A 24,926-nucleotide genomic window follows, 5' to 3' on the forward strand; every position below is an offset into this window, starting at 1 on the left:
CTGCGCCCGTCAAGACCAACGGCGGAGTGATCAACGCACGGTGCGTCCACATCGGATCTCACCAGCGCAAGCCGTTGACACTAATAGGAGAACCGAAGGCGGTCGTCCTCGACGGAGAGTGAGGATCGCGTGATCAACGGCCGGTGACAACGCCGCCCAACCGTGCCAACCTGTGCGCCGACCCGACCGGAAGGCCTGGCATGCGTGTACCGATCCTCATCGCCGTCGTGCTGCTGGTTCCGCTGCTGACCCCGGGGCCGCCGGTCGCCGCGGCCGAGGTGTGGCACACCCAGTTCGACGAGGCGGTGTACGGGGACGTCACGGTCGTCGGCAACTCCGTCCTGACCTGCCCGACGCCCGAGCAGGCGGGGCCGCGTCCCAAGTACCCATCTCAGTCCTGTGTGGACGCTCTGGGTCGCAAGGGGCACGGGGTGTCCGCGCTCAACAACGGCCACCGCATGTCGTGGACCGACGTCGACGACGATCCGGCGACGTTCAACTCCTCCCGCGCCCAGCTCGGCATCCCGGCCGGCGCGACGGTCGCCTACGCCAAGCTCGGCTGGGCGGGCAGCGCCACCTGCCGTGACGGTGTGACCCCACCCGGCACCCCACGTGACCCCATCACCTTCAACGGCACCCGCGTCACCCCCGGAAAGTTCGTCGTCGACTCCCCCGACGAGCTGTCCCACACCGACAACGCCTTCTACAGCGCCGAAGCCGACGTCACCCGCGCGTTGACGGGCGGCACCGTGACGGTCGGCAACGTCTGGGCGCCGCAGGGGTTCGACTGCTTCGGCGGCTGGTCGCTGACGGTCGTGTGGAAGTTCGCGAACGCCACCCAGGCCGCCCCGGCCAAGCGCCACATCTCGGTGCACGGCGGTCATGTCCGCCTCCCCACCCGCAAGCCGGTGCTGACCACGCCGATCGCGCCGACACACCCCACAGGTGGGGTCATCCGGGTGGGCATCACCGCCTACGAGGGCGACTGGGCCACGGACGGCGACCAGATGCTGATCAACGGCACACCGGTCGGCGGGCGCAACGCGTTCGTGTCGTCCGCACAGGGTGCCCCGCATCCCAACAACATGAGCGTCGACGCGCGCACGGTGACCGTCGGCGCGGACACTCTCAAGCCCGGCACCAAGAGCGCCGAACTGGCCTTCAAACGAGCGGAGGACGCGTTCCTCGTCCAGAGCGTGGCGTGGTCGTTCCCGCTGCCGGAGCTCACCCTCACCGTGGACCCCGAGAAGCCCGCCGCGCACGCCAAGGGCAAGGTCTCCCAGACCGCGACCATCACCAACGCCGGGGAGGCGCCGGCGACGGGCGTGACCGTGTGCGGTCAGCAGGTCGGCACGATCGCCCCGCAGGCCACGGTGACGCGGACGTGCGAGTCCATCGCGGCCGACGACGACCACCCCACGACGGTCGCCGTGAGCGGCACGAGTCTCGCGGGTGATCCGCTCTCGGCGCAGAAGGCGTCGACCGTCGACGTGCTGCACCCGGCGATGCGCGCGACCACCGCGGCCGAACCGATGACCGCGCTGCCGGGCCAGGCCGTGAAGTTCACGACGACCGTCACGAACACCGGCGACACCCCGTTGCACGGCTTCGTCGCGCGTGCGGGTGGGGGATGTGACCCCATGAAGGGGCAGCTCGACCCCGGCGCCTCGTCCACGGTGGACTGCACGGCGCCGGCCGGTGACGAGAGCGGCGCGCTGACCGCGACCGTCACGGCGGCCGACAGGATCGGCGGGAAGGTCGAGGCGTCGGCGTCCGTGCAGGTCAAGGTGATCTACCCGAGGCTGACGATCAGCGCGGCCTGGTCGAAGGACCGCGCGCGCGACGGCGAGGTCGTCACCGTCACGGTCACCGTCGGCAACCCGTCCGACCGGGCGATCTCCGACGTCGAGGTGAGTGGCGAGCCCTCCGCGTGCCGCCGCGCGTTCCCGGTGCTTCAAGCCCGTGAGCGCCTCACCTACACCTGCCAGGTCACCGCTCCGCTGAACTCCCGGCTGACGGTGTCCGGCGCCGGTGCGGGCGGGGCCGTCAGCGAGAGCGCGGTCGTCCGGATCGAGTCGGTGAACGCCCCCGCGCCGCCCGAGCCCGAGCCGCCCGCACCGGACGCGCCCGCTCCCCCGCGCCCGGTCGCGCACGTCCAGCAGGTGTCGAAACCGGCGGTCGGCGGTGTGGCGGCGATCATCGGGATGATCGGCATGGTGGTCGTCGCCAGCGCGTTGTCCGGGCTGGGCCGCCGCTGAGCGTGTGAGATCGGTCGTGTCGTTTCGGAGCCGAATGGGGTTCGCAACTGCTTGGTGAGACGTGAGCGGACGCGGAGTCATGTGAGTATCCGGCTGGCGGCCGGGGTTGTCGGTGTCGCCCGCTACCGTGTCGGTGAGATGGTCACGGTGATCCAGGCGTATCGGTTCGCGCTCGATCCGGCCGCGGGGCAGTACTCGGCTCTGCGGTCGCATTGTGGTGCGCAGCGGTACGCGTTCAACTGGGGTGTGGCGCGGATCAAGGCGAACCTGGACCAGCGTGCCGCCGAGAAGACCTACGGCATCCCAGATGATCAGCTCACCCCGCCGGTGTCGTGGTCGGCCTACAGCCTGCGCAAGGCCTGGAACCAGGGCAAGAGCGAGGTCGCGCCGTGGTGGGCCGAGAACTCGAAAGAGGCCTATTCGTCCGGCCTGGCCAACCTCGCGACCGCTCTCGGGAATTGGGCGGCCTCCAGGCGGGGCACGCGGCAAGGCCCCAGGCTCGGGTTCCCCAGGTTCAAGGGCCGCCGGTCCGGGCTGTCGTGCCGATTCACCACTGGAACGTTCGGTCTCGGCGTTGATCGTCGGCACGTGACGCTGCCCCGTATCGGTGCGGTCCGCACCCACGAGTCCACCCGCAAGCTCGCCCGCCATGTCGAGCGCGGCACGGCCCGGATCCGCTCCGCGACTGTGTCGCACCGGGCTGGGCGGTGGTTCGTGGCGTTCTCGGTGGAGATCACCCGAACCGATCCGGCACCCACCCGGCCCGAGAGCACGGTGGGGGTCGACCTGGGCGTGACATCGCTGGCAGTGCTGTCCACAGGGGAGGTCATCGCCAACCCGCGGCACCTGGAGACCGTGCTGCGGACGTTGCGTCGCCTGCAACGCCAGGCTGCGCGCCGTACCGGCCCGGACCGGCGCACCCGGCGGCAGCCCTCGGCCCGATGGCGCCGGACTCAGGCCCGCATCGCGGCGCTGCACGCTGGGGTGGCGAACGCCCGCCGGGACGGGCTGCACAAGCTCACCACCCGGCTGATCCACACCCACGGCACGGTCGTGATCGAGGACCTGAACGTGGCCGGCATGCTGCGCAACCGCCGGCTGGCACGGCACATCGCCGGGGTCGGCATGGCCGAGCTGCGCCGCCAGATCCAGTACAAGGCCGGATGGGCGGGCGTGCGCGTGCACGTCGCCGACCGGTGGTATCCCTCCTCCAAGACGTGTTCGGCCTGTGGTGTGGTGAAAGCCAAACTGCGCCTGTCCGAACGCGTGTATCGCTGCGACGCGTGCGGCCTGGACCTGGACCGTGATCTCAACGCCGCGCGTAACCTCGCCGCGCTCGCGCGTCGCGAGACGTCCTCCCCGAGTTGCGGGGCGACACAAAACGAGCCCGCTGGAAACCCACATAAGACCCGCACCGCGCGGGCAACGGGTACCGCCACGGGAAGACCCGCACCACCATCAGGTACGGGTCAACGCCGACGCCGCAAGGCGACGACTGCCTGAACATGACAACGCATGTTTACTCACACCTCAGGTAACGGTAGAAGGGTCGGGTGGAGATCACCGCCTTCCTGGCCCGCAAGCTGACACGCCGGTTCCGGACGTACGACACCGACGGCGACGGGTTCATCGAGCGGGAGGACTTCACCCAGGCCGGCGAGCGCACCACCAAGGCGTTCGGGCTGACCGAGGACGACCCCAAGGCCGTCCGGTTCCACGCGATGCTGGCCGGGCTGTGGGAGCACCTGGTGTCGGTCGCCGATCTGGACCGCGACGGGCGGATCAGCGTCGCCGAGTACCAGAGGGCGTTCGCGGACGGCCTGCTGGAGACGCCGGAGTCGTTCGACGAGGGGTACGTGCCGTTCCTCGACGCGGTGATGGCGATCGCGGACGACGACGGCGACGGCAAGCTCACGGTCGAGGAGCACGCGAGGTGGACCGGCGCGTTGATGGGGCTGTCCGAGAGCGACGCGCACGGAATCCACGACCTGCTGTCCGACGAGGACGGACTGCTGTCCACACAGGCGCTGCTGGCGGCGATCCGGGAGTTCTACTTCTCCGAGGATCCCGCGAAGGCCGGCAACTGGCTGCTGGGGTCGTTGGACTGACGTGCTGCTGAAAACGTTGCAGGAGCACGCGGCCCGCGCCCAGCCCGCCGCGCACGTCGAGGAGGCGGGCGGCTGGTGGTTGCGCCACTCCCCCGGCGACGCCTGGTGGGTGAGCGCGGTGCTGCCGCACGACCGCGAGGACCGGGTGTCGCGGGCCGAGGAGTTCTGCGCCGAACGCGGGTCCGGGGTGCGGTTCCAGATCACCCCGGGCGTGTGCGCGGCCGACCTCGACGACACGTTGGGCGACAGGGGGTACACGCGGGGTCATGACATGTCCCTGCAGATCGCGTCGACCGCTGAGGTGCTGCGCCAGTCCCACTCGGACGCGGGCGAGGTGACGTCGCGGCCGACCGACGAGTGGCTCGCGGCGTGGCAGGCGGTGACCACCCGCGACGTGAGTGCGGAGCGCGACCTGCTCAGCCGCGTCGAGCACCCGTCCGCCTACGCGTACGCCGAGGTGGACGGCCAGGTGGTGGCCGTGGGACGCGCGGTGGCCGAGCAGGGGTGGGCCGGGGTGTTCGGCATGGCCACACTCCCGCACGCACGTGGTCAGGGCGCCGCACGGTCCGTGCTCGCCGCACTGGCCTCGTGGGCGGCGATGCGCGAGGCGAACCACATGTACCTGCAGATGGAGAAGGCGAACTCCACGGCATTCCGGCTGTACGAGCGGACGGGGTTCCGTGAGGTGTGCACGTATCACTACCGGATTCGTGCGTAACCAATCAGGAATCAAGAAGGCAGAGCCGAGTTCTCCGAGCTAGTTTTGCGCCATGACCAGGACAGCGGCGCACGATGCCGACACCCACGACCTGATCCGAGTGCAGGGCGCGCGGGTCAACAACCTGCGCGACGTCGACGTGGAGATCCCGAAGCGCCGGCTGACGGTCTTCACCGGTGTCTCCGGGTCCGGCAAGAGCTCGCTGGTGTTCGGCACCATCGCCGCGGAGTCCCAGCGGCTGATCAACGAGACCTACAGCGCGTTCATCCAGGGCTTCATGCCGACGCTGCCGCGCCCCGAGGTGTACCTCCTCGAGGGGATCACCACGGCGATCCTGGTCGACCAGCAGCGGATGGGCGCCGACCCGCGCTCGACCGTCGGCACCGCGACCGACGTGAACGCGATGCTGCGCATCCTGTACAGCCGCCTCGGTGCGCCGCACATCGGTGGCCCGCAGGCGTTCTCGTTCAACGTCGCCTCGATCTCCGGCGCGGGCGCCGTGACGATCGAGAAGGCCGGCCAGAAGGTCAAGGAGCGCCGCGAGTTCTCCATCACGGGCGGCATGTGCCCCCGTTGTGAGGGACGCGGCCAGGTCTCCGACATCGACCTGACCGAGGTCTACGACGAGTCGAAGTCGATCGTCGAGGGCGCGATCAAGGTGCCCGGTTACAACGTCGACAACCAGTGGACCGTGCAGACGTTCACGCAGTCCGGGTTCATCGACCCGGAGAAGCCGATCCGCAAGTACACCAAGAAGGAACTGCACGACTTCCTGTACCGGGACCCGATCAAGATCAAGGTCAACGGCATCAACCTGACCTACGAGGGCCTGATCCCGAAGCTGCAGAAGTCCATGCTGTCCAAGGACCGCGAGGCGCTGCAGCCGCACATCCGCGCGTTCGTGGACCGCGCGGCGACGTTCGGCACGTGCCCGGACTGCTCCGGTACCCGGCTGACCGAGGCGGCGCGGTCGTCCAAGATCAAGGGCGTCTCGATCGCGGACCTGTGCGACATGCAGATCACCGACCTGGCGGACTGGATCCGCGGGGTGAAGGACAAGTCCGTCGCGCCGTTGGTGGACAAGCTCGCGCACACGCTGGACTCGTTCGTGGAGATCGGTCTCGGCTACCTGTCGCTGAACCGGCCCGCGGGCACGCTGTCCGGCGGTGAGGCGCAGCGCGTCAAGATGATCCGGCACCTCGGGTCGGCGCTGACCGACGTCACCTACGTCTTCGACGAGCCGACGATCGGCCTGCACCCGCACGACATCGAGCGGATGAACAACCTGCTGCTCCGCTTGCGGGACAAGGGGAACACCGTTCTCGTCGTCGAGCACAAGCCCGAGACGATCGCGATCGCGGACCACATCGTCGACCTCGGGCCGGGTGCGGGGCGGGGTGGCGGCACGATCTGCTTCGAGGGATCGCTGGAGGGGTTGCGGAAGAGCGACACCGTCACCGGGCGCCACCTCGACGACCGCGCGTCGCTGAAGTCGTCGGTGCGCGAGAAGACCGGCGTGCTGGAGATCCGCGGCGCGTCCACGAACAACCTGCGCGACGTCGACGTCGACATCCCCCTCGGGGTGCTGACCGTGGTCACCGGTGTGGCTGGTTCGGGCAAGTCGTCGCTGATCCACCGGTCTTTGCCCAAGGGCTCGGGCGCGATCGTGGTCGACCAGACGCCGATCAAGGGGTCTCGCCGGTCCAACCCCGCGACCTACACCGGTCTGCTGGAGCCGATCCGCAAGGCGTTCGCCAAGGCCAACGGCGTGAAGCCCGCGTTGTTCAGCGCGAACTCCGAGGGCGCGTGCCCGAACTGCAACGGCGCCGGCGTGGTGTTCACCGACCTCGGCATCATGGCGACGATCGAGTCCCCGTGCGACGTCTGCGAGGGCAAGCGGTTCGACCAGGCCGTGCTGGAGTTCAAGTTCGGTGGCCGCGACATCTCCGAGGTGCTCGCGATGCCCGTCGCGGAGGCCGTCGAGTTCTTCGGCTCCGGTGAGGCCCGCACGCCCGCCGCGCACGCGATCCTGGAGCGTCTGCGGGACGTCGGCCTCGGCTACCTGTCGCTGGGCCAGCCGCTCACGACCCTGTCCGGCGGCGAGCGGCAGCGCCTGAAGCTCGCCACGCACATGGCGGACAAGGGTGGCGTCTACGTCCTGGACGAGCCCACGACCGGCCTGCACCTCGCGGACGTCGAGCAGCTGCTCGGACTGCTGGACCGCCTGGTCGAGGCGGGCAAGTCGGTGATCGTGATCGAGCACCACCAGGCCGTGATGGCGCACGCCGACTGGATCATCGACCTCGGTCCCGGCGCGGGCCACGACGGCGGCAAGGTCGTCTTCGAGGGCACGCCCGCCGACCTCGTCGCGGGCCGCTCGACGCTGACCGGCGAGCACCTCGCGGACTACGTGGGAGCCCCGGCACGTGCCAAGAAGCGCTGACGGGGTACACAGAGGGCATGAAGATCACGCCTTTCCTGGACCGCAGGCTCACTCGCAGGTTCGAGACCTACGACAGTGACCAGGACGGGTACGTCGAGCGATCGGACTTCGATCTGGCGAGCGCGCGGCTGACCACGGCGTTCGGTCTGAACGACGACGACCTGGGGGCGAAGCGGTTCCACGAGCAGTTGCTCAGCGTGTGGGGCCACCTCGCCGCCATGACGGACACGAACGACGACGAGCGAATCAGCATGTCCGAGTACAAGTCGGCGTTCGTGCGCGGACTGCTGGGACGTCCGGAGGCGTTCGACGACGTCTATGTGCCGTACCTCGACGCGCTGCTGGCCGTCGCCGACCACGACGGCGACGGCCGCCTCGGCATCGAGGAGCACGTGCTGTGGTCGCACGCGTTGATGAACGTGTCCGAAGACGACGCGCGGGCCGCGCACGCCCGTCTCGACCACGACGGGGACGGGCTGATCGGGACCGAGGACCTGCTGGCCGCGCTGCGGGCGTACTACTTCTCCGAAGACCCGGACGGGCCGGGAGGGTGGCTGCTGGGGCCGCTCTAGCCTTGTTCGGCCACGGTCTTGATCGAGGCGGCCTCGGTCTCGACGTACCGCTTGGCCTTGGCCTTCGTCATCAGCCAGCCGACGCCCGCGAGCGGGCCGGACACGCTCAGGGCGAGCGTGAGACGGGTGCCCTGGGGGTGGGGCTCGACGACGTGTGAGGCGGTACCGAGGACGCCCGGCGACTTCGACTCCCAGGTGTAGGAGGTGCCGGGGGTCAGCTCGGTCACCGTCCACACCGCCTCGGGCAGCTTGGGTTGACGGAGCCGCGCCTGGGAGCCGACCGCGAACGGTCCGTCCGTGAGGAGTTCCACGGAGTCGACCGTCGGGATGCGTTCCGGCCAGCGCCCGACGTCGATCAGCACGGCCCAGACGCGCTCCGGCGGGGCCGCGATCGTGATGGTGTGCTCCAAGCCGGGCATGGGGCGGAGTCTACGGTTTCGGGAACCGCTGTTCGATCTCCTTCACCGCCGCGGCCGCGAGCTGTTTCGCTGCTTCCCGCGGTGAGGGTTCGCCTATGATCTCCTCGACCAGCCGGCGCATGTTCGTGCCGATCTTTTCGAACGCCGACTCGGCCGTGGCGTCGATGTCGCCGAACAGGGTCCACCACCACCAGGAGTTCGTGGCGGAGTTCGCGACGACGTCCGGGATCACCAGCGCTTCCAGCTCGGCGTCATCGGTGATCGGCATGTTGGCCGCCTCGACGATCAGCTTCGCCCTGACCCGGTGGGCGTTGTGCGCGTTGATCGCGTAGCTCGTGGCGGCGGGGACCAGGACGTCCGCGTCGACGTCGAGCCAGCTGTCACGGTTTTTCTGGTCGTCCTGTGGGCGGAGTCTCGCCCTGTCGATGGCGCCGTGCTCATCCCGGGACAACAGAAGGGTTTCCACGTCGAGCCCGTCGGGGTTGGTCACGACACCGTGGACGTCCGCGAGCCCTACCACCGTGACTCCGGCTTGGGCGAGGTAGCGCGCGGTGGCGCCGCCCATCGAGCCGAACCCCTGCACGAACGCGGTGGGGTTGCGGAGGTGGAGATGTTCAATGCCGGCCAGCGCCGCTTGGGCTACGCCATAACCGCCGACCAGTTCGTCGAGGCTCACGCCGTCGACGGTGACCCGGAAGGCGTCCGCGAGACGCCGGCGGGCCTTGTGCTCGTCGTCCAGCAGCGGGTAGACGGCCTGGATGGACGACTGGAGGCCGATCTTCGTGATGGCCTCGTCGATGGTGGACTGCCGCAGCCCCAGGTCCTCCCCCATCGTCCAGAAGCGTTCGACATAAGGCGACATGGCGTGCAGGTAGGCCGTGAGCACGTCCTTCGCCCGCGGATCGTAGGGGTCGAAGTCGATGCCGCCCTTCGCACCGCCGAGCGGCACGTACCGCGCCGCGGGGTCGTAGTTGAGGGCTTCCTTGGCCGTCATCCCCCGGGCCAGCCCCCGGACCTCGTCGAGCGTGCAACCCGCACGCATGCGCAGCCCCCCACTGCTGACCCCGCGCACCAACCGGTCGATGACGAGATAACCGCGCGCCTGCGTGGCCGGATCGGTCCACGTGACCTCGAGAAGACTCACCGGCGCCAGTGAACCATCGAAGGGTCCTGACGTCACCTGGACATCTGCAGGAGGAACTCCGCGTTGCTCTGGGTCTTGCGCAGTCCGTCGACGATCACCTCGATGTCACGGTCCGCCATGGCCCGGCGCAGCGAGTCCGTGATGGCCAGTTCCTGTTGCGAGACAAGCAGTTCGGCCTTGCGCGTGCTCGACTGCTGGAGGTCGATCGCGGGGTAGATCCTCCGCTGGGCGGCCTTGCGGTCAAGCTTCAACTCGGCGTTGCCGGTGCTCTTGAGCTCCTCGAAGATGGCCGTGTCGGCCAGCGACCCGGTCTCCACGAGCGCGGTGGCGAAGATCGTGAGACTGCCACCGTCCTCGATGTTCCGCGCGGCACCGAGGAACTGCTTGGGTGGCGTCAACGCCCTGGCGTCGATGCCACCGCTGAGAATGCGCCCACCGTTGGGCTGCGCGAGGTTGTAGGCCCGTCCGAGCCGCGTCAGCGAGTCGAGCAGGATCACGACGTCCTGCCCGTCCTCCACCAGCCGCTTCGCCCGTTCAACGGCGAGCTCGGCGACCCGGATGTGCTCGTTGGGGTGCTCGTCGAAGGTGGAGGTGAACATCTCGCCCGGAATGGTGGTGCGCATGTCGGTCACCTCCTCGGGCCGTTCGCCGACGAGCGCGACGATGAGGTGAGCCTCGGGGTGGTTCTTGGCGATCGCCTGCGCGATCTGTTGCAGCACAATGGTCTTGCCGGCCTTGGGCGGCGCGACGATCAGCGCCCGCTGCCCCTTCCCGACCGGCATGACCAGGTCTATCGCACGACTGGTCAGCTCTCCGGGGTCGTGCTCCAGCCGCAACCTTTCGTTGGGGTAGAGCGGAGTCAGGTCCTCGAACCGCGGCCGCCGGTGCGGCTTGCTGCCGTTGACCGTGTCCACGCTGACGAGCCTGTCGTTCTCGGCCTCACCGCTGATCTGGTCGCCGCGCCGCAGGTCGAACTGCCTCACGAGACTCTGCGGAACCAGCGGCCCGTCAACGAGAAACGCCTTGTTGTTACGTACGTCGAGTACACCGATGTGCATCGGGTCTGTCCTTTCAGGAGGGTTGTTTCAGATGCGCCTCATCGACTCCGCACGCACGACCCTGTGGCCGTGCCGGAGGAGAGCGCTGTGTTCTGAGTCCGCCGGCGTGGGAAGCCGGGGTTTCTGGGCTGCGGATCCAGGATGGTCCAGCAGCTGGTCGGAGCTTACGTGCGCTTGGCTGCGCACCGCCGGTTACAAACGGACTGTAGCAGAGAACGCGAGGGGCGCGCTTGTTATTCCGCGCACTTCTTCCACGAGAGCCGGAACGTGGTGCTCACACTGGAGTCGGTCGAGTCCATGGTCATGAAGCTCCCGCTCCCCCGACCGGTGAGCTTGAGCTCGGTCTCCACGGTCAACGGCTTGCGGTCCTTGCACGGCCCGTGCGCAACCCCGCTGGGCGTGTCGGTGACCTGCCAGTTGTCACTCATCGGCGCCTGATAGGTACGACTGCTGTGCCTCGTCGGGAACCCGGGAAACCAGTAGTCGTTGCGCACCACACCACGAGCCTTGTCGGTCAGATGCGCGAACCCCCGGTAATCCACCGCCGCGACACCATAGGTGTACCCGTCCGAGTGGTTGATCCGGAGCGCGATCGTACAACTCCGCTTGGACTCACTCCCGTTGCCCTGCACCAGGAAGTCGCTGTAGGTGACCGTGAACGCCTGGTTGTCCAACGACATGGCGACGTCCGTCGTACCGGCGGCGCACCCCGACCCGCCGACGCTGACCACGTCGATCGTCACCGGCCCGGGCGGCGGCACGAGAGAAGCCAGCAACGCCAACGCAACCAGCATCCCGGCCTCCTCACACCACTGCAGGAGAACCTACCGAGGCCCGCAATCCCGCAATCGGACCAGCAGGGCCCGCGCGCCGGCCGGTCTTGTCGTTCGCTTCACCCGCCGATGGAATGATCAGCGCGTCCACCGCCAGCACGCCGTCCGGGCCCACGCGCACCGGGTTGAGCTCGATCTCGGCCAGGTCCGGCCGGGCCACCAGCGTCGCGGAGAGCTGGGCGATGACATCGGCCAGCGCGGCCACGTCGGGTGCCGGGGCGCCGCGCCAGCCCGACAGGAGCGGAGCCGAGGTGAGGCGTGCCAGCATGTCCCGGGCCACCGACGGCGTGACTGGGGCCAGCTCTGTCGTGGTGTCCCTGAACAGCTCCGCGTGGACGCCGCCCAGGCCCACCAGCACCACCGGGCCGAAGGAGGGGTCTCGTTTCGCGCCGATGACGAGTTCCACGGTGTGTTCGCGGGTGTCCATCTCCTCCAGGACGTACGTGCCGGGGCCCAGTCGTGCCCGCATCTCCTCGAACGCCGGGGTGGGGTCGGTGAGGTTGACCTTCAGGCCGCCGTGTTCGGTTTTGTGGGCCAGCCAGTCCGCTTTCAGCGCGAACGGGGGGCGCAGGGTGGATTCGGAGATGTCGGCGGCTGTGGTGACCGCGTGGGCTCTGGGGAAGTGGGCGAAGCCCAGGAGTTCGCGAGCTGCCAGGTAGCCGGGGCGAAAGGGGGTGGTGGTCGTGGTGCGCGGTGTTACCTCCACCTCGCTCCTGCCGAGGCGGTTCGCGTTGGCGAGGGAAGCTACGGCGCGTTCGATCGTGTGTTGCACTGGGACGCCGCCCGCTCTCAGCGCTTGCACGGCTGCGGAGTCCTCGCGCATGCTGTGCACCACTACGGAGATGCCGGTTTCTGTTGCCAGTGAACAGATCCGCGATGCCACTGCCACTTCCGCGGACTCCAGCGACGGTGTGTCCGGGCCGTAGCTGCCGAAGTAGCCCGACAGCACGACTGTGTCGACCTCGCCGCCGCGCGCGAGCACCTCGACCGCGCGGGAGTAGTTCGCCAGGTCTCGCTCCCCCGCGCCGGCCAGGTCGATCGGGTTGCGGCGGGAGGCGCCTGGCGGCAGACCGTCCACAGCAGACAGTGCGGGAATCGTCAGCCCGGCCACGACGGCCAGATCAGCCGCTATCGCGCCCTGGCCGCCCGAGTCGGAGATGACCCCGACCCTGCCCCCGCGTGGCACCCTGCTCGTCAGCAGCGCCGCCAGGTCCACCAGGGCCGCGGGTGTCGTCACGCGGACCGCGCCTGCTCGGCGGCACGCCGCGTCGACCACGTCCAAAGAGGACGTAAGGGCGCCGGTGTGCGTCAGGGCGGCTTCCTGGGCGGCGAGGGACGAACCCACGGTCAGCAGCACCACCGGTTTGCCGGCCGCGCGGAGCTCTGACATGGCCGTCACGATGCCGGGGCCGAAGCTCTCCAGGTAGACCCCCACCACGGTGGTCAGGGAGTGGGACACCAGTTCCAGCAACGCTTCCGTCGCCGTCACGTCCGCCTGGTTGCCCACCGAGACGAACCGCGAGACGCCGATGCCCGACGACGCGGCCAGGCCGGCGATCTCCAGGCCCACCTGGCCGCTCTGCGACACGACGCCCAGCGAGCCCGCCTGGAAGCGGCCCCAGGCCAGGTGCAGGGACGTCGCCGCGTCGAACACGCCCAGGCAGTTCGGGCCCAGCAGCCGGGCACCCGCCTCGCGGATCCGGCGGATCACGCCGTCGTCGATGCCCGCGGTGATGCCCACGAAACCGCGCACGCCCACCGCCAGGGCCTCGTCCACGACGGCCGGCACGTGTGCGGCGGGGACGGCGAGCACGACGAGTTCGGGGGCCTCTTCCAGTTCGGAGAGCGAGCGGACCGTCGGGCGTCCCAGCACGGCGCCGCCGCCCCGGTTCACCAGGTGCACGGCTCTTCGGTCGTGGCCCACCAGTGCGCCGCGCGCCAGCCAGTGGCCCCACTTGGCCGGGTCGTCGCTGGCGCCGACGACGGCCACGGACGCTGGATCGGAGAAGATCATCTCGCGACCAGGCCGCGGGAGATGATCAGGCGCTGGATGTCCGAGGTGCCCTCCTCGATCTCCTCCAGCTTCGCGTCGCGCATCCAGCGTTCCACGGGGTAGTCGCGGGAGTATCCGTAGCCCCCCAGGGTTTGCACGGCGGCGTGCGTGCACCACATGGCGTTCTCGGAACCGACGAGTTTCGCCATCGCCGACTCCTGCGCCACGTCGTGTCCCTGGTCGTACAACGTCGCCGCGCGCATGGTCAGCATGTGCGAGGTGTCGACGCGGGTGGCCATGTCGGCCAGCCGGAACGCCACCGCCTGGTGCTGGATGATCGGAACACCGAACTGCACGCGCTCGGCCGCGTAGGAGGAAGCGAAGTCCAGGGCGGCGCGGGCGAGTCCCGTCGTGGCCGCGCCGATGAGGATGCGCGAGGCGTCGAACGTGCGCATCAGGCCGGCGAACCCCTGCCCCTCGTCGCCCAGCCGGTCCTCCACGGGCACCCGCACGTCGTCGAGGAACACCTCGGCGTTCACGATCGCGCGCTGGCCCATCTTCCGGATCGGCGGGCCGACCGTCAGACCCGGTGCCGAGCGCGGCACGACGAAGGCCGTGACACCGCGCGACCTCAGCGCCGGGTCGACCGTCGCGAAGATCACGAACATCTCGGCGTACGGGGCGTTGGAGATCCAGGTCTTCTGTCCATTGAGGACGTACCCGTCACCGGAACGCCGCGCAGACGTCTGGATGCTCGCCGCGTCCGACCCGCTGCCGGGTTCCGTCACGGCGACGGCGGTGAGCGGCGGCCGCTCGGTCGCCAGTGGACTCAGAAACCGTTCCTGCTGCTCAGGAGTGCCGAGGTGTTCGACCGGTGCGCTGAAGAAGCCGTTGGACGTGACCAGGTTGCCGATGCCGATGTCACCGTGGCACAACTCCTGCTGGATCAGCGCCTGGGTGAGCAGGTCCGCGCCGCCGCCCCCGAACTTCTCGGGGAGCATGAACGAGGTCAGCCCGAGCGCGGACGCCTTGTCCCACACGTCGAGCGGCGACTCGACGTCCGCCTCGTCGACGGCCCGGCCCCGCGGCCGGATCTCCCCGGCGGCGAAATCACGGGCCAGGTCGACGAACTGCTCCTGCTCTGACGTGAGCCGCAGCCCGTCGCGGACGGTCCGCCCCATCGTGCACTCCCAATTTGACTGACGACTCAGTTATCCACGATCCACCGGGCAGCCTAACCGCGCCGAGGCTCGTGAGCGGGGTCGCGAATGGGTGACTACCAGGGCAAATGGGGAGCAGCCAGATGGGTTGGCTGACGTACCGTGAGTAGCGCGAGCGTGCCGGCCACCTGCATGGAGCAGCGAGGCGCGGCGAGACGGCACGCCGGAGATCACGAGCCGTCTCGCCTGCGACCTGCTGTCGCGATCACAACGATGACCGTTGTGGAACGTGGATGTTCCCGATACCGCGGGACACCCGAGAGAGTGACTACGTCCGGAGTGCCGCGCGGACGATCTCCATGGCCTCGTGCGACGAGAGGCCCAGCTCCGCGGACATCGCCGCGTACTGGGCCGCCGCCGCACGCACCCGCTCGCGGTTGCTGTCGCCGTTCGCGCTGACCACGGTGCCGGCCCGGCCCCTGGTCTCCACGAGGCCGGCTTCCTCCAGCTCACGGTAGGCGCGCGCCACCGTGTTCACCGCCAGACCCAGGTCCTTCGCCAGGGCGCGCACCGTTGGCAGCTTGGCGCCCACCGGCAGTTCTCGGTTCGAGATGGCGTGCGCGTAATGCACGCGCACCTGCTCGTACGGAGGTGTCTCCCCCTGGTGGTCGATCTTCACCACGCCGCATCCTCCCCGCATGTAGCTACTTCTGTACTGACCAACGGGAGAAGGCGGCGAAGGTTGCGGTCGATTCACCTCAAATTGGTCTGATCCGCTCCCATCTGCAGATAGAGCTTGCGCCAGCCCTGGTCGGCGTCGGTGGCGGCTTTGCCGTCGCAGTACGCCTTTGCGCCGTTCGACGTGTAGTAACGCAGGATCGACAACGAGACGACCGTGTCCCAGTTGCCCTCCTCGAAGTACTCCTCCCCCGGTGTCTGCTCCTGATGCTTCATGCAGGAGATGTCGGACTGCTGTTCGTCGTCGAACTGCGCGGTGGCGGTGCCCTGCGTGGTGCACGCGGTCAACGCGAGGGCGGCCAGCACGATGAGCTTCTTCACGTTCTTCCTCCTTGATCAGGGACTAACCGGCCAGCGCACGCGTGGCGAGACCGACTCCGACGAGCATCACCAGCGCCGCGGTGCCGAGCGGCGTGAAGTCCGTGACCCTGCGGAACCGGGCCAGGCGCGGCCCGAAGCGGTCCCGCAGCGACACGAGCAGCAGGCCCGCCGCGGTGAGCGTCGCGGCCATGCCCAGGCCGTACGCGAGCACCAGGACGACGCCGAACCAGGTGCGGCCGAGCGCGATGGCGCCCAGCAGCACGACGAGAGCGGAGGGGGACGGCACCAACCCGCCCGCTACCCCCATGCCGACGAGCCCCGCCCGGCGGTGCCCATGACCATGTCCGTGGCCGTGTCCATGACCGTGCCCATGACCATGTCCGTGGTCGTGCCGCTGACGACCACGAGAGCGCACCGCCGAGCGGAGCAGCACTCCTCCGATCACCGCGACCAGCAGACCGCTCGCGATGCCGAGCCAGCGCAACACCGACTCGCCCGCGATCGCGCTGGACGCGCTGAGCAGCAGCCCCAGCACCAGAACACCCGCCGTGTGGGTGATGGTGACGGTGGCGCCCACGAGGAATGCGTCGCGGCGGGTTCCACGAGAACCCGCCAGGTAGGCGGCCATCACGGTCTTGCCGTGGCCGGGCAGCGCCGCGTGGGACGCGCCCAGCACCAGAGACAGCAGGACCGCTCCTGCTCCGACCACCGGGGTGAGATCACCCACGAGTCCGACGGCCGCCTTGGTGGCTTCACCTATGACCCCGGGAGGGGTCACGGCCGACCCCTCACCCGGTTGTGCCAGGAACCGCACCGCCCGGACGTCCAGCGGCGACGACAGCAGGTCGTCCGGGTAGGCGCGGAGTTCGTTGCTCACGGACTCGGCGGGCGCGCCGGACACCGCGACGTCGACACCGACGACCGTGATCTCGCGCCAGCCCGGCTTGTCCTTGAGGTAGGAGTCGCTGAACGTCACCTCGGTCTCGCCGCGTGACGGCAGCGGTACGGTGTACTCGCAGGTCAGGCGCATCGTGGGCAGGCCGGCCTCGCCCGGCGGACGCACGACGTCGGCGTCGCGCACCTCGAACCGCAGTTCCTGCTCGTCGGCCATGGCGTTCAACGACTTCGCGCGTTCGGCGCACCTCTTGCGGGGATCGACGAACTCGCGGTCCTGCAGCGTGGGGATCTCGGCACTGTCCACAACGGACCGCAGCTCGATCCGGTCCGCGAACACCCGCAGCCCGTCGTAGTGGTTCACGCTGAGGTTGCTCAACGGGTGCGCCTGCGCCACCCCACCCGTCAGCAGCATCCCGAACAGCACCAGCAGGAAGACTCTCATCGCAGACTCCCCAGGATCGCTTCGCGGTGCCGCAGCACCTCGGGATCACGCCAGCCCAGCGAGACCGCGCGGTCCGAGTACGGCAGCGCCTCCGCCGAACGCTTGTTGACGTGCAGTGCCCAGGCCAGGGCATCGGCGGTGAAGACGCTCTGCCGCTTCGCCCATTCCTTCTCCGCGAACCGCAGCGCCTCGACGGGGTCGCCGTGGTCGGCCGCGATCAACGCCGCGGTGAGGTCGTCCCCACCCAACGCGCGCAGCTGCCGCAACGCGAGGTCGTACTGCGCGCGAGCCTCGACGGGCTTGCCCGCCTTGTCCAACGCCTTGCCGTACTTCACCAGGTGGTCCGGCGAAGGCACCTTCGCCACCAACTCGCGGTAGGTCTCCAGGGACCTCTCACGCCCCTCCAGCTCGTCCAGGTGGAGGCGGCAGAACTCGGCCTCGTCCGGCGAGGTGGCGGCCTCCAGCGCCCGGTCCAACGCCCCGCGCGCCTCGTCCAGACGGCCGTGCAGCTCGAAGTGGTAGGCGGCGCGGGTGAACGACGCCACGCCGGGCCGCAGGTCCAGCATGCGTTGCAGCGCAACGGAAGCGCCGGCGTCGTCGCCGAGCTGCGTCAGCGCGTCGACCAGCACGCCCTGGGCCGCGGCGGAGTCCGGCAGAGCGGAGACCGCGCGCTGACCCCAGTCACGGGCGGCAGCGAAGTCGTGGCGGGCGTTCGAGAGCGCTCCACGACCGATGAACGCCTCGCCGTTGCCCTCCGGCTTGAGCCGCAGGGACTCGGTGAGGGCCTTCTCGGCGCGGGGGTAGTGCTGGGGGTCGTAGGTCACGCGGGCGAGCTCGACGTGCGTGGCTCCGAGCTGGGCCCAGGCAGCAGCGTCCTGGGGTGTCCGGCGAAGCTTGGCCTGCAACGAATCGGCGTTGCGCTGCAAGGAGGAGGTCTGCGTGGCGGCGGGCGTCGCCGCCTGCGGGGGAGCGCAGGCGGCGACAGCGAGAAGGGCAGCCAGCAGCGGAAGTGGTTTCCACATGGGATGCACCTTCGGCTAGCGGGAGTTGACCGCGCGGTTGCTCGGCAGTCCGACGTACGGGAACCGGTCACCGAAGCGAACGTCGTTGCCGTTCACCCGGTCACCCTTGGCGAGCGCCGGCACGAGCTTGCCGGTCAGCGCCGCTCCGACCACCGCCTGGATCTCGATGTCCACGACGTCGTCGGAGAGCCGGCGCCCGTTCGGGAACCCCTGCAGGTCCCCGCCCAGCACCCCGAGCCTGTTCGGATTGCGCGTCACGGGCGTGGACATGTTGAGCCGCAACATCTCCGACGGCTGGAACCGCTTCGGGTCCACGTCCGCGTTGTTCAGCTGCGAGTTGAGATCGACCTTGATCGGGCCGCCGGCCTTCGTCGTGATGCCGGTCAGGAAGATCTCCACGAGATCGGCGCGAGGCGTCTTCGGCGCGGGGATGCCGTAGATCGCCTGGATCAGCCGGGCGAGCTCCGGGTCGTTCACCCGGTCCAGCAACGCCTGCACCCTCGCGTCCCCGACGGGTTCGAGCCCGTTGAACGCGTCCTTGAGCGGCGCGGACGACACCACCTCGTTGACGAGCGGGTTGCCGAGCCTCGACACCTGCACGAAGTTGCCCTGCGGGGTCGCCTTGCCGGGGTCGAGCTTCAGCGTCCGGCGCTCGGTGTCGCTCCACACGCCGATCACGGGGTTGCGCTTCGGGTCGCCCTTCAGCGCGAGCATCGTCTTGGGCACCTGGATGGCGATGGTGTTGACGTTGTACCCCATCAGGGTGTCCTGGTTGACCTCCTTCAGGTTCCCGCCGTACAGGAGGTCGAACACGCGCAGGTCCAGGAAGAACGAGTCCTCGGACGGTCCGATGTAGACCTGGCCGCCGCCTGGGATCTTCGCCGTCGCCTGGTCCCGGATCGCACCGAAGTCCGGGAACGACGCGGGGCCGGTGTTGGACGGCGCCGCACGGCCGTTGCGCACGAGCTGGGTCGTCCTGCCCGCCTCGATCAGCTCGAGGTTGTAGTTCTGGCGGAACAACAGGTTGTCGTCGTTGATCGACGTGACCGGACCGTTGTTGTAGAGGAAGGTGTTCGCCTTGCCCCGCCGGTCGTCCGTGCTGAACGTGATCCGGAACGTCTTGTCCGGCACCGCGTCGCCGTCCGCGTCGATGTTGACGTCGTACCGCGCGTCGGTGGCCCAGGGGTAGTAGTTGGGGCCGCCGTTGGGTTCCTGCAACCCGAACCAGTTCGCCACGAGCGTGACGGTGTCGGGCTTGTCGGGGCTGGTGAACGCGTACACGTCGGTGTTGTCGACCGCCGGATCCGCCGCGATCAGCGGAGCCTCGCGATGGCTGGACGCCTCCGCCGCCGGTATCGCCGCCGCCATCGCGACGACGGCCGCGGCGATCGCGCCGCGCCGTAATCGCTTCTTGTTGCTACTTGGCATTGTCCTGCTCCCTTCCCACGGCGGGGATTCGAAGCAGGACGCCATCCGGTTCGGACTAAATTTTGGGGTTATTCAGCGGCTTTCGGAGCAACGACCGTGCCGCGGGCCTTCGTTACGACGATCGGCTCAACGAGCAGATCGGCCGCCGATGGACCGCGTTCGGGCGCGGAACGGCACACGACACGTGCCTCGAACTCGATCTCGCGCGACCTCTTCCCGATGCGCACCAGCGTCGCCGACGCCTCGATCACGTCACCCGCCTGGATCGGCGCCACGAACTCGACGGAGCTGTACCCCGCGAACAGCCCCTCGTCGGAGTCCGTGTGGATGAGCAGTTCGGTGGCGACGTCACCGAACATGCCGAGCCCGTAGGCACCGTCGACCAGGCTGCCGCCGTAGTGGGCGTGCGAGTGCGGCACGTACCGGCGGTGCGTCACCGAGAAACCTTCGACCAAAGCCCCGCTCACGCGGCGACCCCCTTCTTTGCCTGCATCGCGTGCACCAGGTAGCTCGCGACCTCACCCGGCGTGGTACCCCGGGAGAAAACTCGGTCAACCCCCAGTTCGCCCGCCATCAGCGGGTCGAACCGCGGTCCGCCGGCCACCAGCAGCGGCCGCCGGTCCCCCATCGCCTCGCGGAACGCCGCCGACATCTCCTGCGTGTTCAGGATGTGCGCGTCCCGCTGCGTGACGACCTGGGAGATCAGCACCGCGTCGGCCTTCTCGGTGCGGGCGGAGCGGACGAGCTCCGGAACGCTCACCTGCGCGCCGAGGTTCACGACCTTCAGCTCGCGGTAGTACTCCAGGCCCTTCTCGCCGGCGAAGCCCTTGATGTTGAGGATCGCGTCGATGCCGACGGTGTGCGCGTCCGTGCCGATGCATCCACCGACCACGACCAGCTTGCGCCGCAACGTCCTCTTCAGCGCGGTGTTCACTTCGGACGGTGACAGCAGCGGGTACTCGCGCTCGACGACCTTGACCTCGTCGAGGTCCACCAGGTGCTTCACCGAGCCGTAGACGACGAAGAACGTGAAGTCGTCGCCGATGGGGTTCGAGTGGACCACCATCGCGGGGTCCATGCCCATCTTGTTCGCGAGCTGCAGCGCCGCGCCGTCCGCCTTGGGACCGAACGGGATCGGCAGCGTGAACGACGTCTGGATCATGCCGTCGCCGGTCGTGTCGCCGTACGGCCGCACGTACCTCTTGGCGTCAGACATCGCTCGCCTCCAGCATCTCGCTCGCGGGGTTGAAGTACTCGGGAGCCTTCTCGACGACGCCGTCCGCGCCCTTGCCCTTGTCCGCCGGCCGTTTCATCAGGCCGAACGTGCCGTCCGCGATGGCGTTGAGCAGGCCGTCGTCGACGATGCGCCCGAGGAGGTCGACGGCCTCGCCGAGCACCTGGTGCGCGCGCTTGACGATGAGCCCGTCCGGTGAGGGGCGGAAGTCCTCGGCGAGGCTGCCCGCCGCGTTCAGCACGTACCGGACGTTCTTCAGAGCCAGGTCGCGGTCCGAGAGGAACGGCGTCACGACGGCCTCGGTCATCATGCCGACGAGCAGGATGGACTGTCCTGTCAGGACACCCGCGAGGTTGAAGAACCCGTCCAGCAGATAACCGTCGAAGACGTCGCCGGTCATGTGCTTGGTCGGCGGCATCCACTTCAGCGGCGCGTCCGGGAAGAGTTCCCGCGCCAGCAACGCGTGCGCGAGCTCGAGCCGGAACGAGTCGGGCACCTTCGGGTTGATCTCGAACGCGTGACCGAGGCCCAGCAGGTGGTCGGGCAGTCCCGCCTCGTGGGCGAAGTGCTCGTTCAGCAACTGGCTGACGGTGACCGTGTGCGCGGCGTCGACGGCGTCCGCGGTGGTCAGGTAGTTGTCCTCGCCGGTGTTGATGATGATGCCGGCACGCGCGTGGACCTGGCGCGAGAAGCGCTGGTCGACGAACGTGCGGATCGGGTTGATGTCGCGGAAGAGAATCCCGTACATCGAGTCGTTCAGCATCATGTCGAGGCGCTGGAGTCCTGCCAGCACAGCGATCTCCGGCATGCACAGGCCGGACGCGTAGTTGGTCAGCCGCACGTACCGGCCGACCTCCTTCGACACGTCGTCGAGGGCCGCGCGCATGATCCGGAAGTTCTCCTGCGTGGCGTACGTGCCCGCGAACCCGTGGTGCGTGGCGCCTTCCGGCACGTAGTCCAGCAACGACTGACCCGTCGAGCGGATCACCGCGATGATGTCGGCGCCCGCGCGGGCCGCGTTCTGGGCCTGGATCACGTCTTCGTCGATGTCGCCGGTCGCGACGATCAGGTAGATCCACGGGCGCTGCGCGGGGTCACCCCACTTGGCGACCAGCTTCTCGCGCTGGACCTTGTTGCGGTCGACCGACTTCAGGCCCTTCGACACAGCGGACGTCGAGGCCTTCCGCGCCGCCGTCAGGTCCTTGCCGGTGGGGACCTTGAACTGGATCTGGCCCGCCGCGGTGGCTTCGGCGAGTTCCGTCAGTGATCCGAGGTTGTGCTCGCGCAACGCGTGGAACGCCGGCAGCACCACACCGTGCTCCAGTCCGCACTGCTCGCGGACCGTGTCGATCACGCGGTTGACCCAGGGGACGTCACCGGCGCGGTGCGTGGAGTCCGCGCCGGTGATGCCCGCGAGACGGAGTGTGGCGCGCTCGACGGCGACGGTGGTGTGCGCCTTCGCGAGGGACACCACCGGTTCGGCCGCCCGCGCTGCGAGTTTCCGCGCGGCGGCGACCACCTTCGGATCGAGGTCGAGCAACGCCATGAGTCACTTCCTTTCGTAAATCGTCCGGCCGTTCAGCACGGTGCGCACGCAGACCGGCGCGGGGCCGGTGAGATCAGGCAGTCCGGGCACGCCCGAACGCGGGTCGGTCGACCAGCGCTGCACCCGCGCGTCGCTGCCGGCGACGACCAGGTCACCGGTCTCCCACACCGCGTACGTCGCGGGGGCGCCGGGCTGCAGGGTGCCGGTCAGGCCGTCGTCCACGCCCGCCGCACGCCAGCCGCCGCGGGTGTGGGCGGTGAAGGCGGCCCGCGGCGAGACGCCGTGGCCGTCGGTCCGGTGGTGGACGGCGGCCTTCACCGCGGCCCACGGCTCGATCGCGGTCACCGGGGTGTCCGAGCCGAACGCGAGCACCACGCCCGCGGCCGCGAGCCGCGAAAAGGGGTTCAGCCCCACACCGCGCTCGGCGCCGAGCCGCTGGGCGTACATGCCAGTCGGGCCGCCCCACTCCGCGTCGAACAGCGGCTGGACGGACGCGATGACACCCCACCCGGCCAGTTTCTCCGCCTGTTCCCTCGACACCATCTCGACGTGTTCGAGGCGGTGGCGGGCGGAGGCGAGTTCGGGGGTGCCGAGGATCTTCTCCGCCTGGGAGAAGCCCTCGATCACGGCGGCCATGCCCGCGTCGCCGATGACGTGGAACCCCGCCTGGATCCCCAGTTCGGTGCACTTGACCAGGTGGTCGGCGATCTGGCGGCCGTCGAGGTAGAGCGCTCCGGACGTCTCCGCGTCGGCGTAGGGCTCGGTCAGCGCGGCCGTGCGGGAACCGATCGCGCCGTCGACGAAGTGGTCGCCGGCGAGGCCGCGGACCGTGACGCCCGGCAGTTCGTGGGCACCCCAGTAGGCCACCACCTCGGGGCCTTCGGTGAGCGCGAGGAGTTCACGCAGGTCGTCCTCGCCGGAGATGTCCGGACCGGCGCACTCGTGCACGGACGCGATGCCTTTCGACGCCGCGTGACGCAGGAACGCCAGTTGGGCGGCCTCGCGCTGTTCGGACGTGATGGCGGCTTTCGCCGTGCCGCGCACAAGGTGGTGGGCCGCACGTGAGAGGGGACCGTCCTCGGAGTAACCATCAGCCGTGCGGGCCTCATCGGTGACCAGGTCCGACGACACCAGTGCCGAGTGCACGTCGATGCGCGACAGGTACACCGTCTTGCCCTGGGCGGCCTCGTCGATCTCGGCGCGCGTCGGCGGACGGTTCTCCTGCCAGCGCGTCTCGTCCCACCCGTGACCCCACACCAGGGGGCCCTCGGCGTCGCGGACCTGCCGCAGCACCTCGTCCGCGGAGGTCGTGCGGGTCAGATCGAGGCCGGTCAGGAGCAGGCCGGCGGACGTGGCGTGCACGTGCGCGTCGACGAACGCGGGCGCGACGAACGCCCCGCCGAGCTCGATGACCTCGGCGTCCGGGTGCAGCGCGTGCCCGACCGAGTCCTGTCCGATCCACACGACGACGCCGTCCGTGACGGCCATCGCCGTCGCATCCGGTGCGTAGATGCGGCCGCCGACCAAAAGTTGCGTACTCACGTCACGCAGTCTGCCGTTGTTCGAACAGGGCCCGCACACCCGCCCGGCTCCGGACCAGGTCCAACGCGAACTGGGCGTGACCAGGCACATAGCCGTTGCCGACGATCATCTCCACGTCCGCCGCGAGACCCTCCGCACCGAGGGCGGCCGCGCTGAACGAGGTGGCCATCGAGAAGAAGATCACGGTGCCACCGTCGGCCGTCGCGAGGATGGCGCCGTGCTCGCACCCAGGCACGTCCACACACACGACCGTGACGTCGACCTGCTTGCCCACGGCCTCGGCCACGGCGACAGGGTTGCGTGCGTCCGCGATCACGACCTCGTCCGCGAGGCCGGACTCAAGAACCTGCGCGGCCTCACGTTCCGTCGGCACCAACGCGACGAGGCGCGACGCACCGGCCTGACGCGCGGCCGCGAGAGAGAGCGACCCGGACTTGCCGCCACCGCCGAGCACCAGCACGGACCCACCGGGGTGCTTGCGCACCACACGGTCGGTCAGCGCCGGTGCACCGCACACGTCGAGCACGGACAGCGCGAGTTCGTTCGGCATGTCGTCCGGCAGCACGGCCGCGATGGACCGCCCGAACAGCACCGCGGTCCCCCGGCACGGCACCTGCTCGTCCTCGCCGTCCCAGTCCTGCAGGCCGTCGTTGATCCGCAGCGGCGTCAGCGTGAGGCTGACCAGCGTCGCGATGCGGTCGCCCGCCTTCAGCCCGAGCGGCGACTCCGGCCCCACCTCGAGGACGGTGCCGAGCAGCATGCCGCCCGAGCCGGTGACCGGGTTCTGCATCTTGCCGCGCTCGCCGACGATGTCGAGCACGGCCTGCCGGACCGCCGCGCCGCTGCCGTGCTGCTCCCTGAGCTGCCGGAACGACGCCGCGTCGAGGTTGAGCCGCTCGACCGCGACGATCACCTCGTCGGGGGCGGGCACGGGCTCCGCGTCGAGCCGCCAGGCCTGCTGCGGCAGAACGCCGGCGGGCTCGATGACGCGGTGCAGTCCGTACGCGCTCACGCGAAAATCCTTCGGTCGACGACGCTGTCTCGACAATA

22 protein-coding genes are annotated in these 24,926 nt (G+C 69.4%); 6 read left to right on the forward strand and 16 right to left on the reverse strand.

Going from position 1 to position 24,926, the window contains the following annotated elements; all coding sequences use genetic code 11:
• Window positions 1-200 precede the first annotated feature (200 nt).
• The 6 genes from PV646_RS25370 to PV646_RS25395 all read left to right on the forward strand — a co-directional run bounded on the left by PV646_RS25370 (window position 201) and on the right by PV646_RS25395 (window position 8,099).
• Entirely contained in the window at window positions 201-2,258 is a 2,058-nt protein-coding gene (locus tag PV646_RS25370) for a hypothetical protein (protein ID WP_500344685.1), read from the forward strand.
• An 81-nt stretch (window positions 2,259-2,339) separates the two neighbouring features.
• Complete coding sequence (gene tnpB, locus PV646_RS25375) at window positions 2,340-3,761, forward strand: IS607 family element RNA-guided endonuclease TnpB (protein ID WP_500344686.1); 1,422 nt, start codon at window positions 2,340-2,342, stop codon at window positions 3,759-3,761.
• A 50-nt stretch (window positions 3,762-3,811) separates the two neighbouring features.
• Complete coding sequence (locus PV646_RS25380) at window positions 3,812-4,366, forward strand: EF-hand domain-containing protein (protein ID WP_500344687.1); 555 nt, start codon at window positions 3,812-3,814, stop codon at window positions 4,364-4,366.
• 1 nt (window position 4,367) lies between these two features.
• Complete coding sequence (locus PV646_RS25385; protein WP_500344688.1) at window positions 4,368-5,084, forward strand: GNAT family N-acetyltransferase; 717 nt, start codon at window positions 4,368-4,370, stop codon at window positions 5,082-5,084.
• A 52-nt stretch (window positions 5,085-5,136) separates the two neighbouring features.
• Entirely contained in the window at window positions 5,137-7,527 is a 2,391-nt protein-coding gene (locus tag PV646_RS25390) for an ATP-binding cassette domain-containing protein (RefSeq protein ID WP_500344689.1), read from the forward strand.
• Window positions 7,528-7,544: 17 nt separating this feature from the next.
• Window positions 7,545-8,099 carry an EF-hand domain-containing protein gene (locus tag PV646_RS25395; protein ID WP_500344690.1) on the forward strand — a complete coding sequence of 185 codons (555 nt, stop codon included), beginning with the start codon at window positions 7,545-7,547 and terminating at the stop codon, window positions 8,097-8,099.
• On the opposite strand, the gene PV646_RS25400 is transcribed toward PV646_RS25395, so the two are convergent.
• The 16 genes from PV646_RS25400 to kdd form a co-directional block, all read right to left on the reverse strand.
• A complete protein-coding gene (locus tag PV646_RS25400; RefSeq protein ID WP_500344691.1) occupies window positions 8,096-8,518 on the reverse strand; it encodes an SRPBCC family protein in 423 nt (140 codons plus the stop codon). The two genes, PV646_RS25395 and PV646_RS25400, sit on opposite strands and share 4 nt — an antisense overlap.
• Window positions 8,519-8,528: 10 nt before the next feature.
• On the reverse strand, window positions 8,529-9,671 hold the full coding sequence (locus PV646_RS25405) for a Glu/Leu/Phe/Val dehydrogenase dimerization domain-containing protein (RefSeq protein ID WP_500345084.1): 1,143 nt from the start codon (window positions 9,669-9,671) through the stop codon (window positions 8,529-8,531).
• Window positions 9,672-9,694: 23 nt separating this feature from the next.
• A complete protein-coding gene (rho, locus tag PV646_RS25410; protein WP_500344692.1) occupies window positions 9,695-10,720 on the reverse strand; it encodes a transcription termination factor Rho in 1,026 nt (341 codons plus the stop codon).
• A gap of 233 nt (window positions 10,721-10,953) precedes the next feature.
• Window positions 10,954-11,514, reverse strand: a complete 561-nt coding sequence (locus tag PV646_RS25415; protein ID WP_500344693.1) for a DUF4360 domain-containing protein — start codon at window positions 11,512-11,514, stop codon at window positions 10,954-10,956.
• A 10-nt stretch (window positions 11,515-11,524) separates the two neighbouring features.
• Window positions 11,525-13,567, reverse strand: coding sequence for an acetate--CoA ligase family protein (locus PV646_RS25420; RefSeq protein ID WP_500344694.1), 2,043 nt, complete (start codon window positions 13,565-13,567; stop codon window positions 11,525-11,527).
• A complete protein-coding gene (locus PV646_RS25425) occupies window positions 13,564-14,727 on the reverse strand; it encodes an acyl-CoA dehydrogenase family protein (protein ID WP_500344695.1) in 1,164 nt (387 codons plus the stop codon). Before PV646_RS25425 ends, PV646_RS25420 begins: the two co-directional genes overlap by 4 nt.
• Before the next feature lie 307 nt (window positions 14,728-15,034).
• A complete protein-coding gene (locus PV646_RS25430; RefSeq protein ID WP_452252266.1) occupies window positions 15,035-15,388 on the reverse strand; it encodes a GntR family transcriptional regulator in 354 nt (117 codons plus the stop codon).
• Window positions 15,389-15,459: 71 nt separating this feature from the next.
• Window positions 15,460-15,765 carry a hypothetical protein gene (locus tag PV646_RS25435; RefSeq protein WP_500344696.1) on the reverse strand — a complete coding sequence of 102 codons (306 nt, stop codon included), beginning with the start codon at window positions 15,763-15,765 and terminating at the stop codon, window positions 15,460-15,462.
• Between the two features lie 22 nt (window positions 15,766-15,787).
• Window positions 15,788-17,104, reverse strand: a complete 1,317-nt coding sequence (locus tag PV646_RS25440; protein WP_500344697.1) for a nickel/cobalt transporter — start codon at window positions 17,102-17,104, stop codon at window positions 15,788-15,790.
• Window positions 17,101-18,126: a tetratricopeptide repeat protein gene (locus PV646_RS25445; RefSeq protein ID WP_500344698.1), complete on the reverse strand. Its 1,026-nt coding sequence runs from the start codon at window positions 18,124-18,126 to the stop codon at window positions 17,101-17,103. The genes PV646_RS25440 and PV646_RS25445 overlap by 4 nt, the downstream gene beginning before the upstream one ends.
• Before the next feature lie 15 nt (window positions 18,127-18,141).
• Window positions 18,142-19,554: a DUF4331 domain-containing protein gene (locus tag PV646_RS25450; RefSeq protein WP_500344699.1), complete on the reverse strand. Its 1,413-nt coding sequence runs from the start codon at window positions 19,552-19,554 to the stop codon at window positions 18,142-18,144.
• A gap of 68 nt (window positions 19,555-19,622) precedes the next feature.
• The gene (gene kal / locus PV646_RS25455; protein WP_500344700.1) at window positions 19,623-20,021 is read right to left on the reverse strand and encodes a 3-aminobutyryl-CoA ammonia lyase; all 399 of its coding nucleotides are present in this window, start codon (window positions 20,019-20,021) and stop codon (window positions 19,623-19,625) included.
• Window positions 20,018-20,770, reverse strand: coding sequence for a lysine 5,6-aminomutase subunit beta (gene kamE / locus PV646_RS25460; protein ID WP_500344701.1), 753 nt, complete (start codon window positions 20,768-20,770; stop codon window positions 20,018-20,020). The genes kal and kamE overlap by 4 nt, the downstream gene beginning before the upstream one ends.
• Window positions 20,763-22,334: a lysine 5,6-aminomutase subunit alpha gene (kamD, locus tag PV646_RS25465; RefSeq protein WP_500344702.1), complete on the reverse strand. Its 1,572-nt coding sequence runs from the start codon at window positions 22,332-22,334 to the stop codon at window positions 20,763-20,765. The genes kamE and kamD overlap by 8 nt, the downstream gene beginning before the upstream one ends.
• A 3-nt stretch (window positions 22,335-22,337) precedes the next feature.
• The gene (locus tag PV646_RS25470) at window positions 22,338-23,822 is read right to left on the reverse strand and encodes an amidohydrolase (protein WP_500345085.1); all 1,485 of its coding nucleotides are present in this window, start codon (window positions 23,820-23,822) and stop codon (window positions 22,338-22,340) included.
• A gap of 55 nt (window positions 23,823-23,877) precedes the next feature.
• The gene (gene kdd, locus PV646_RS25475) at window positions 23,878-24,888 is read right to left on the reverse strand and encodes an L-erythro-3,5-diaminohexanoate dehydrogenase (RefSeq protein ID WP_500344703.1); all 1,011 of its coding nucleotides are present in this window, start codon (window positions 24,886-24,888) and stop codon (window positions 23,878-23,880) included.
• Between the last annotated feature and the right edge of the window lie 38 nt (window positions 24,889-24,926).

It is taken from the genome of Streptomyces sp. ID05-26A (genome assembly GCF_033794685.1).
In the GTDB taxonomy this organism is placed as follows: Bacteria; Actinomycetota; Actinomycetes; order Mycobacteriales; family Pseudonocardiaceae; genus Lentzea.

What these genes read in the sequence shown, in the direction of transcription:
- kamD (WP_500344702.1), bottom strand. Translation starts at nt 22,334, where the DNA reads ATGGCGTTGCTCGACCTCGATCCGAAGGTGGTCGCCGCCGCGCGGAAA.
- PV646_RS25390 (WP_500344689.1), top strand. Translation starts at nt 5,137, where the DNA reads ATGACCAGGACAGCGGCGCACGATGCCGACACCCACGACCTGATCCGA.
- PV646_RS25415 (WP_500344693.1), bottom strand. Translation starts at nt 11,514, where the DNA reads ATGCTGGTTGCGTTGGCGTTGCTGGCTTCTCTCGTGCCGCCGCCCGGG.
- PV646_RS25420 (WP_500344694.1), bottom strand. Translation starts at nt 13,567, where the DNA reads ATGATCTTCTCCGATCCAGCGTCCGTGGCCGTCGTCGGCGCCAGCGAC.
- PV646_RS25470 (WP_500345085.1), bottom strand. Translation starts at nt 23,822, where the DNA reads ATGGCCGTCACGGACGGCGTCGTCGTGTGGATCGGACAGGACTCGGTC.
- PV646_RS25395 (WP_500344690.1), top strand. Translation starts at nt 7,545, where the DNA reads ATGAAGATCACGCCTTTCCTGGACCGCAGGCTCACTCGCAGGTTCGAG.
- PV646_RS25445 (WP_500344698.1), bottom strand. Translation starts at nt 18,126, where the DNA reads ATGTGGAAACCACTTCCGCTGCTGGCTGCCCTTCTCGCTGTCGCCGCC.
- PV646_RS25370 (WP_500344685.1), top strand. Translation starts at nt 201, where the DNA reads ATGCGTGTACCGATCCTCATCGCCGTCGTGCTGCTGGTTCCGCTGCTG.
- rho (WP_500344692.1), bottom strand. Translation starts at nt 10,720, where the DNA reads ATGCACATCGGTGTACTCGACGTACGTAACAACAAGGCGTTTCTCGTT.
- PV646_RS25440 (WP_500344697.1), bottom strand. Translation starts at nt 17,104, where the DNA reads ATGAGAGTCTTCCTGCTGGTGCTGTTCGGGATGCTGCTGACGGGTGGG.
- PV646_RS25425 (WP_500344695.1), bottom strand. Translation starts at nt 14,727, where the DNA reads ATGGGGCGGACCGTCCGCGACGGGCTGCGGCTCACGTCAGAGCAGGAG.
- PV646_RS25450 (WP_500344699.1), bottom strand. Translation starts at nt 19,554, where the DNA reads ATGCCAAGTAGCAACAAGAAGCGATTACGGCGCGGCGCGATCGCCGCG.
- PV646_RS25400 (WP_500344691.1), bottom strand. Translation starts at nt 8,518, where the DNA reads ATGCCCGGCTTGGAGCACACCATCACGATCGCGGCCCCGCCGGAGCGC.
- kamE (WP_500344701.1), bottom strand. Translation starts at nt 20,770, where the DNA reads ATGTCTGACGCCAAGAGGTACGTGCGGCCGTACGGCGACACGACCGGC.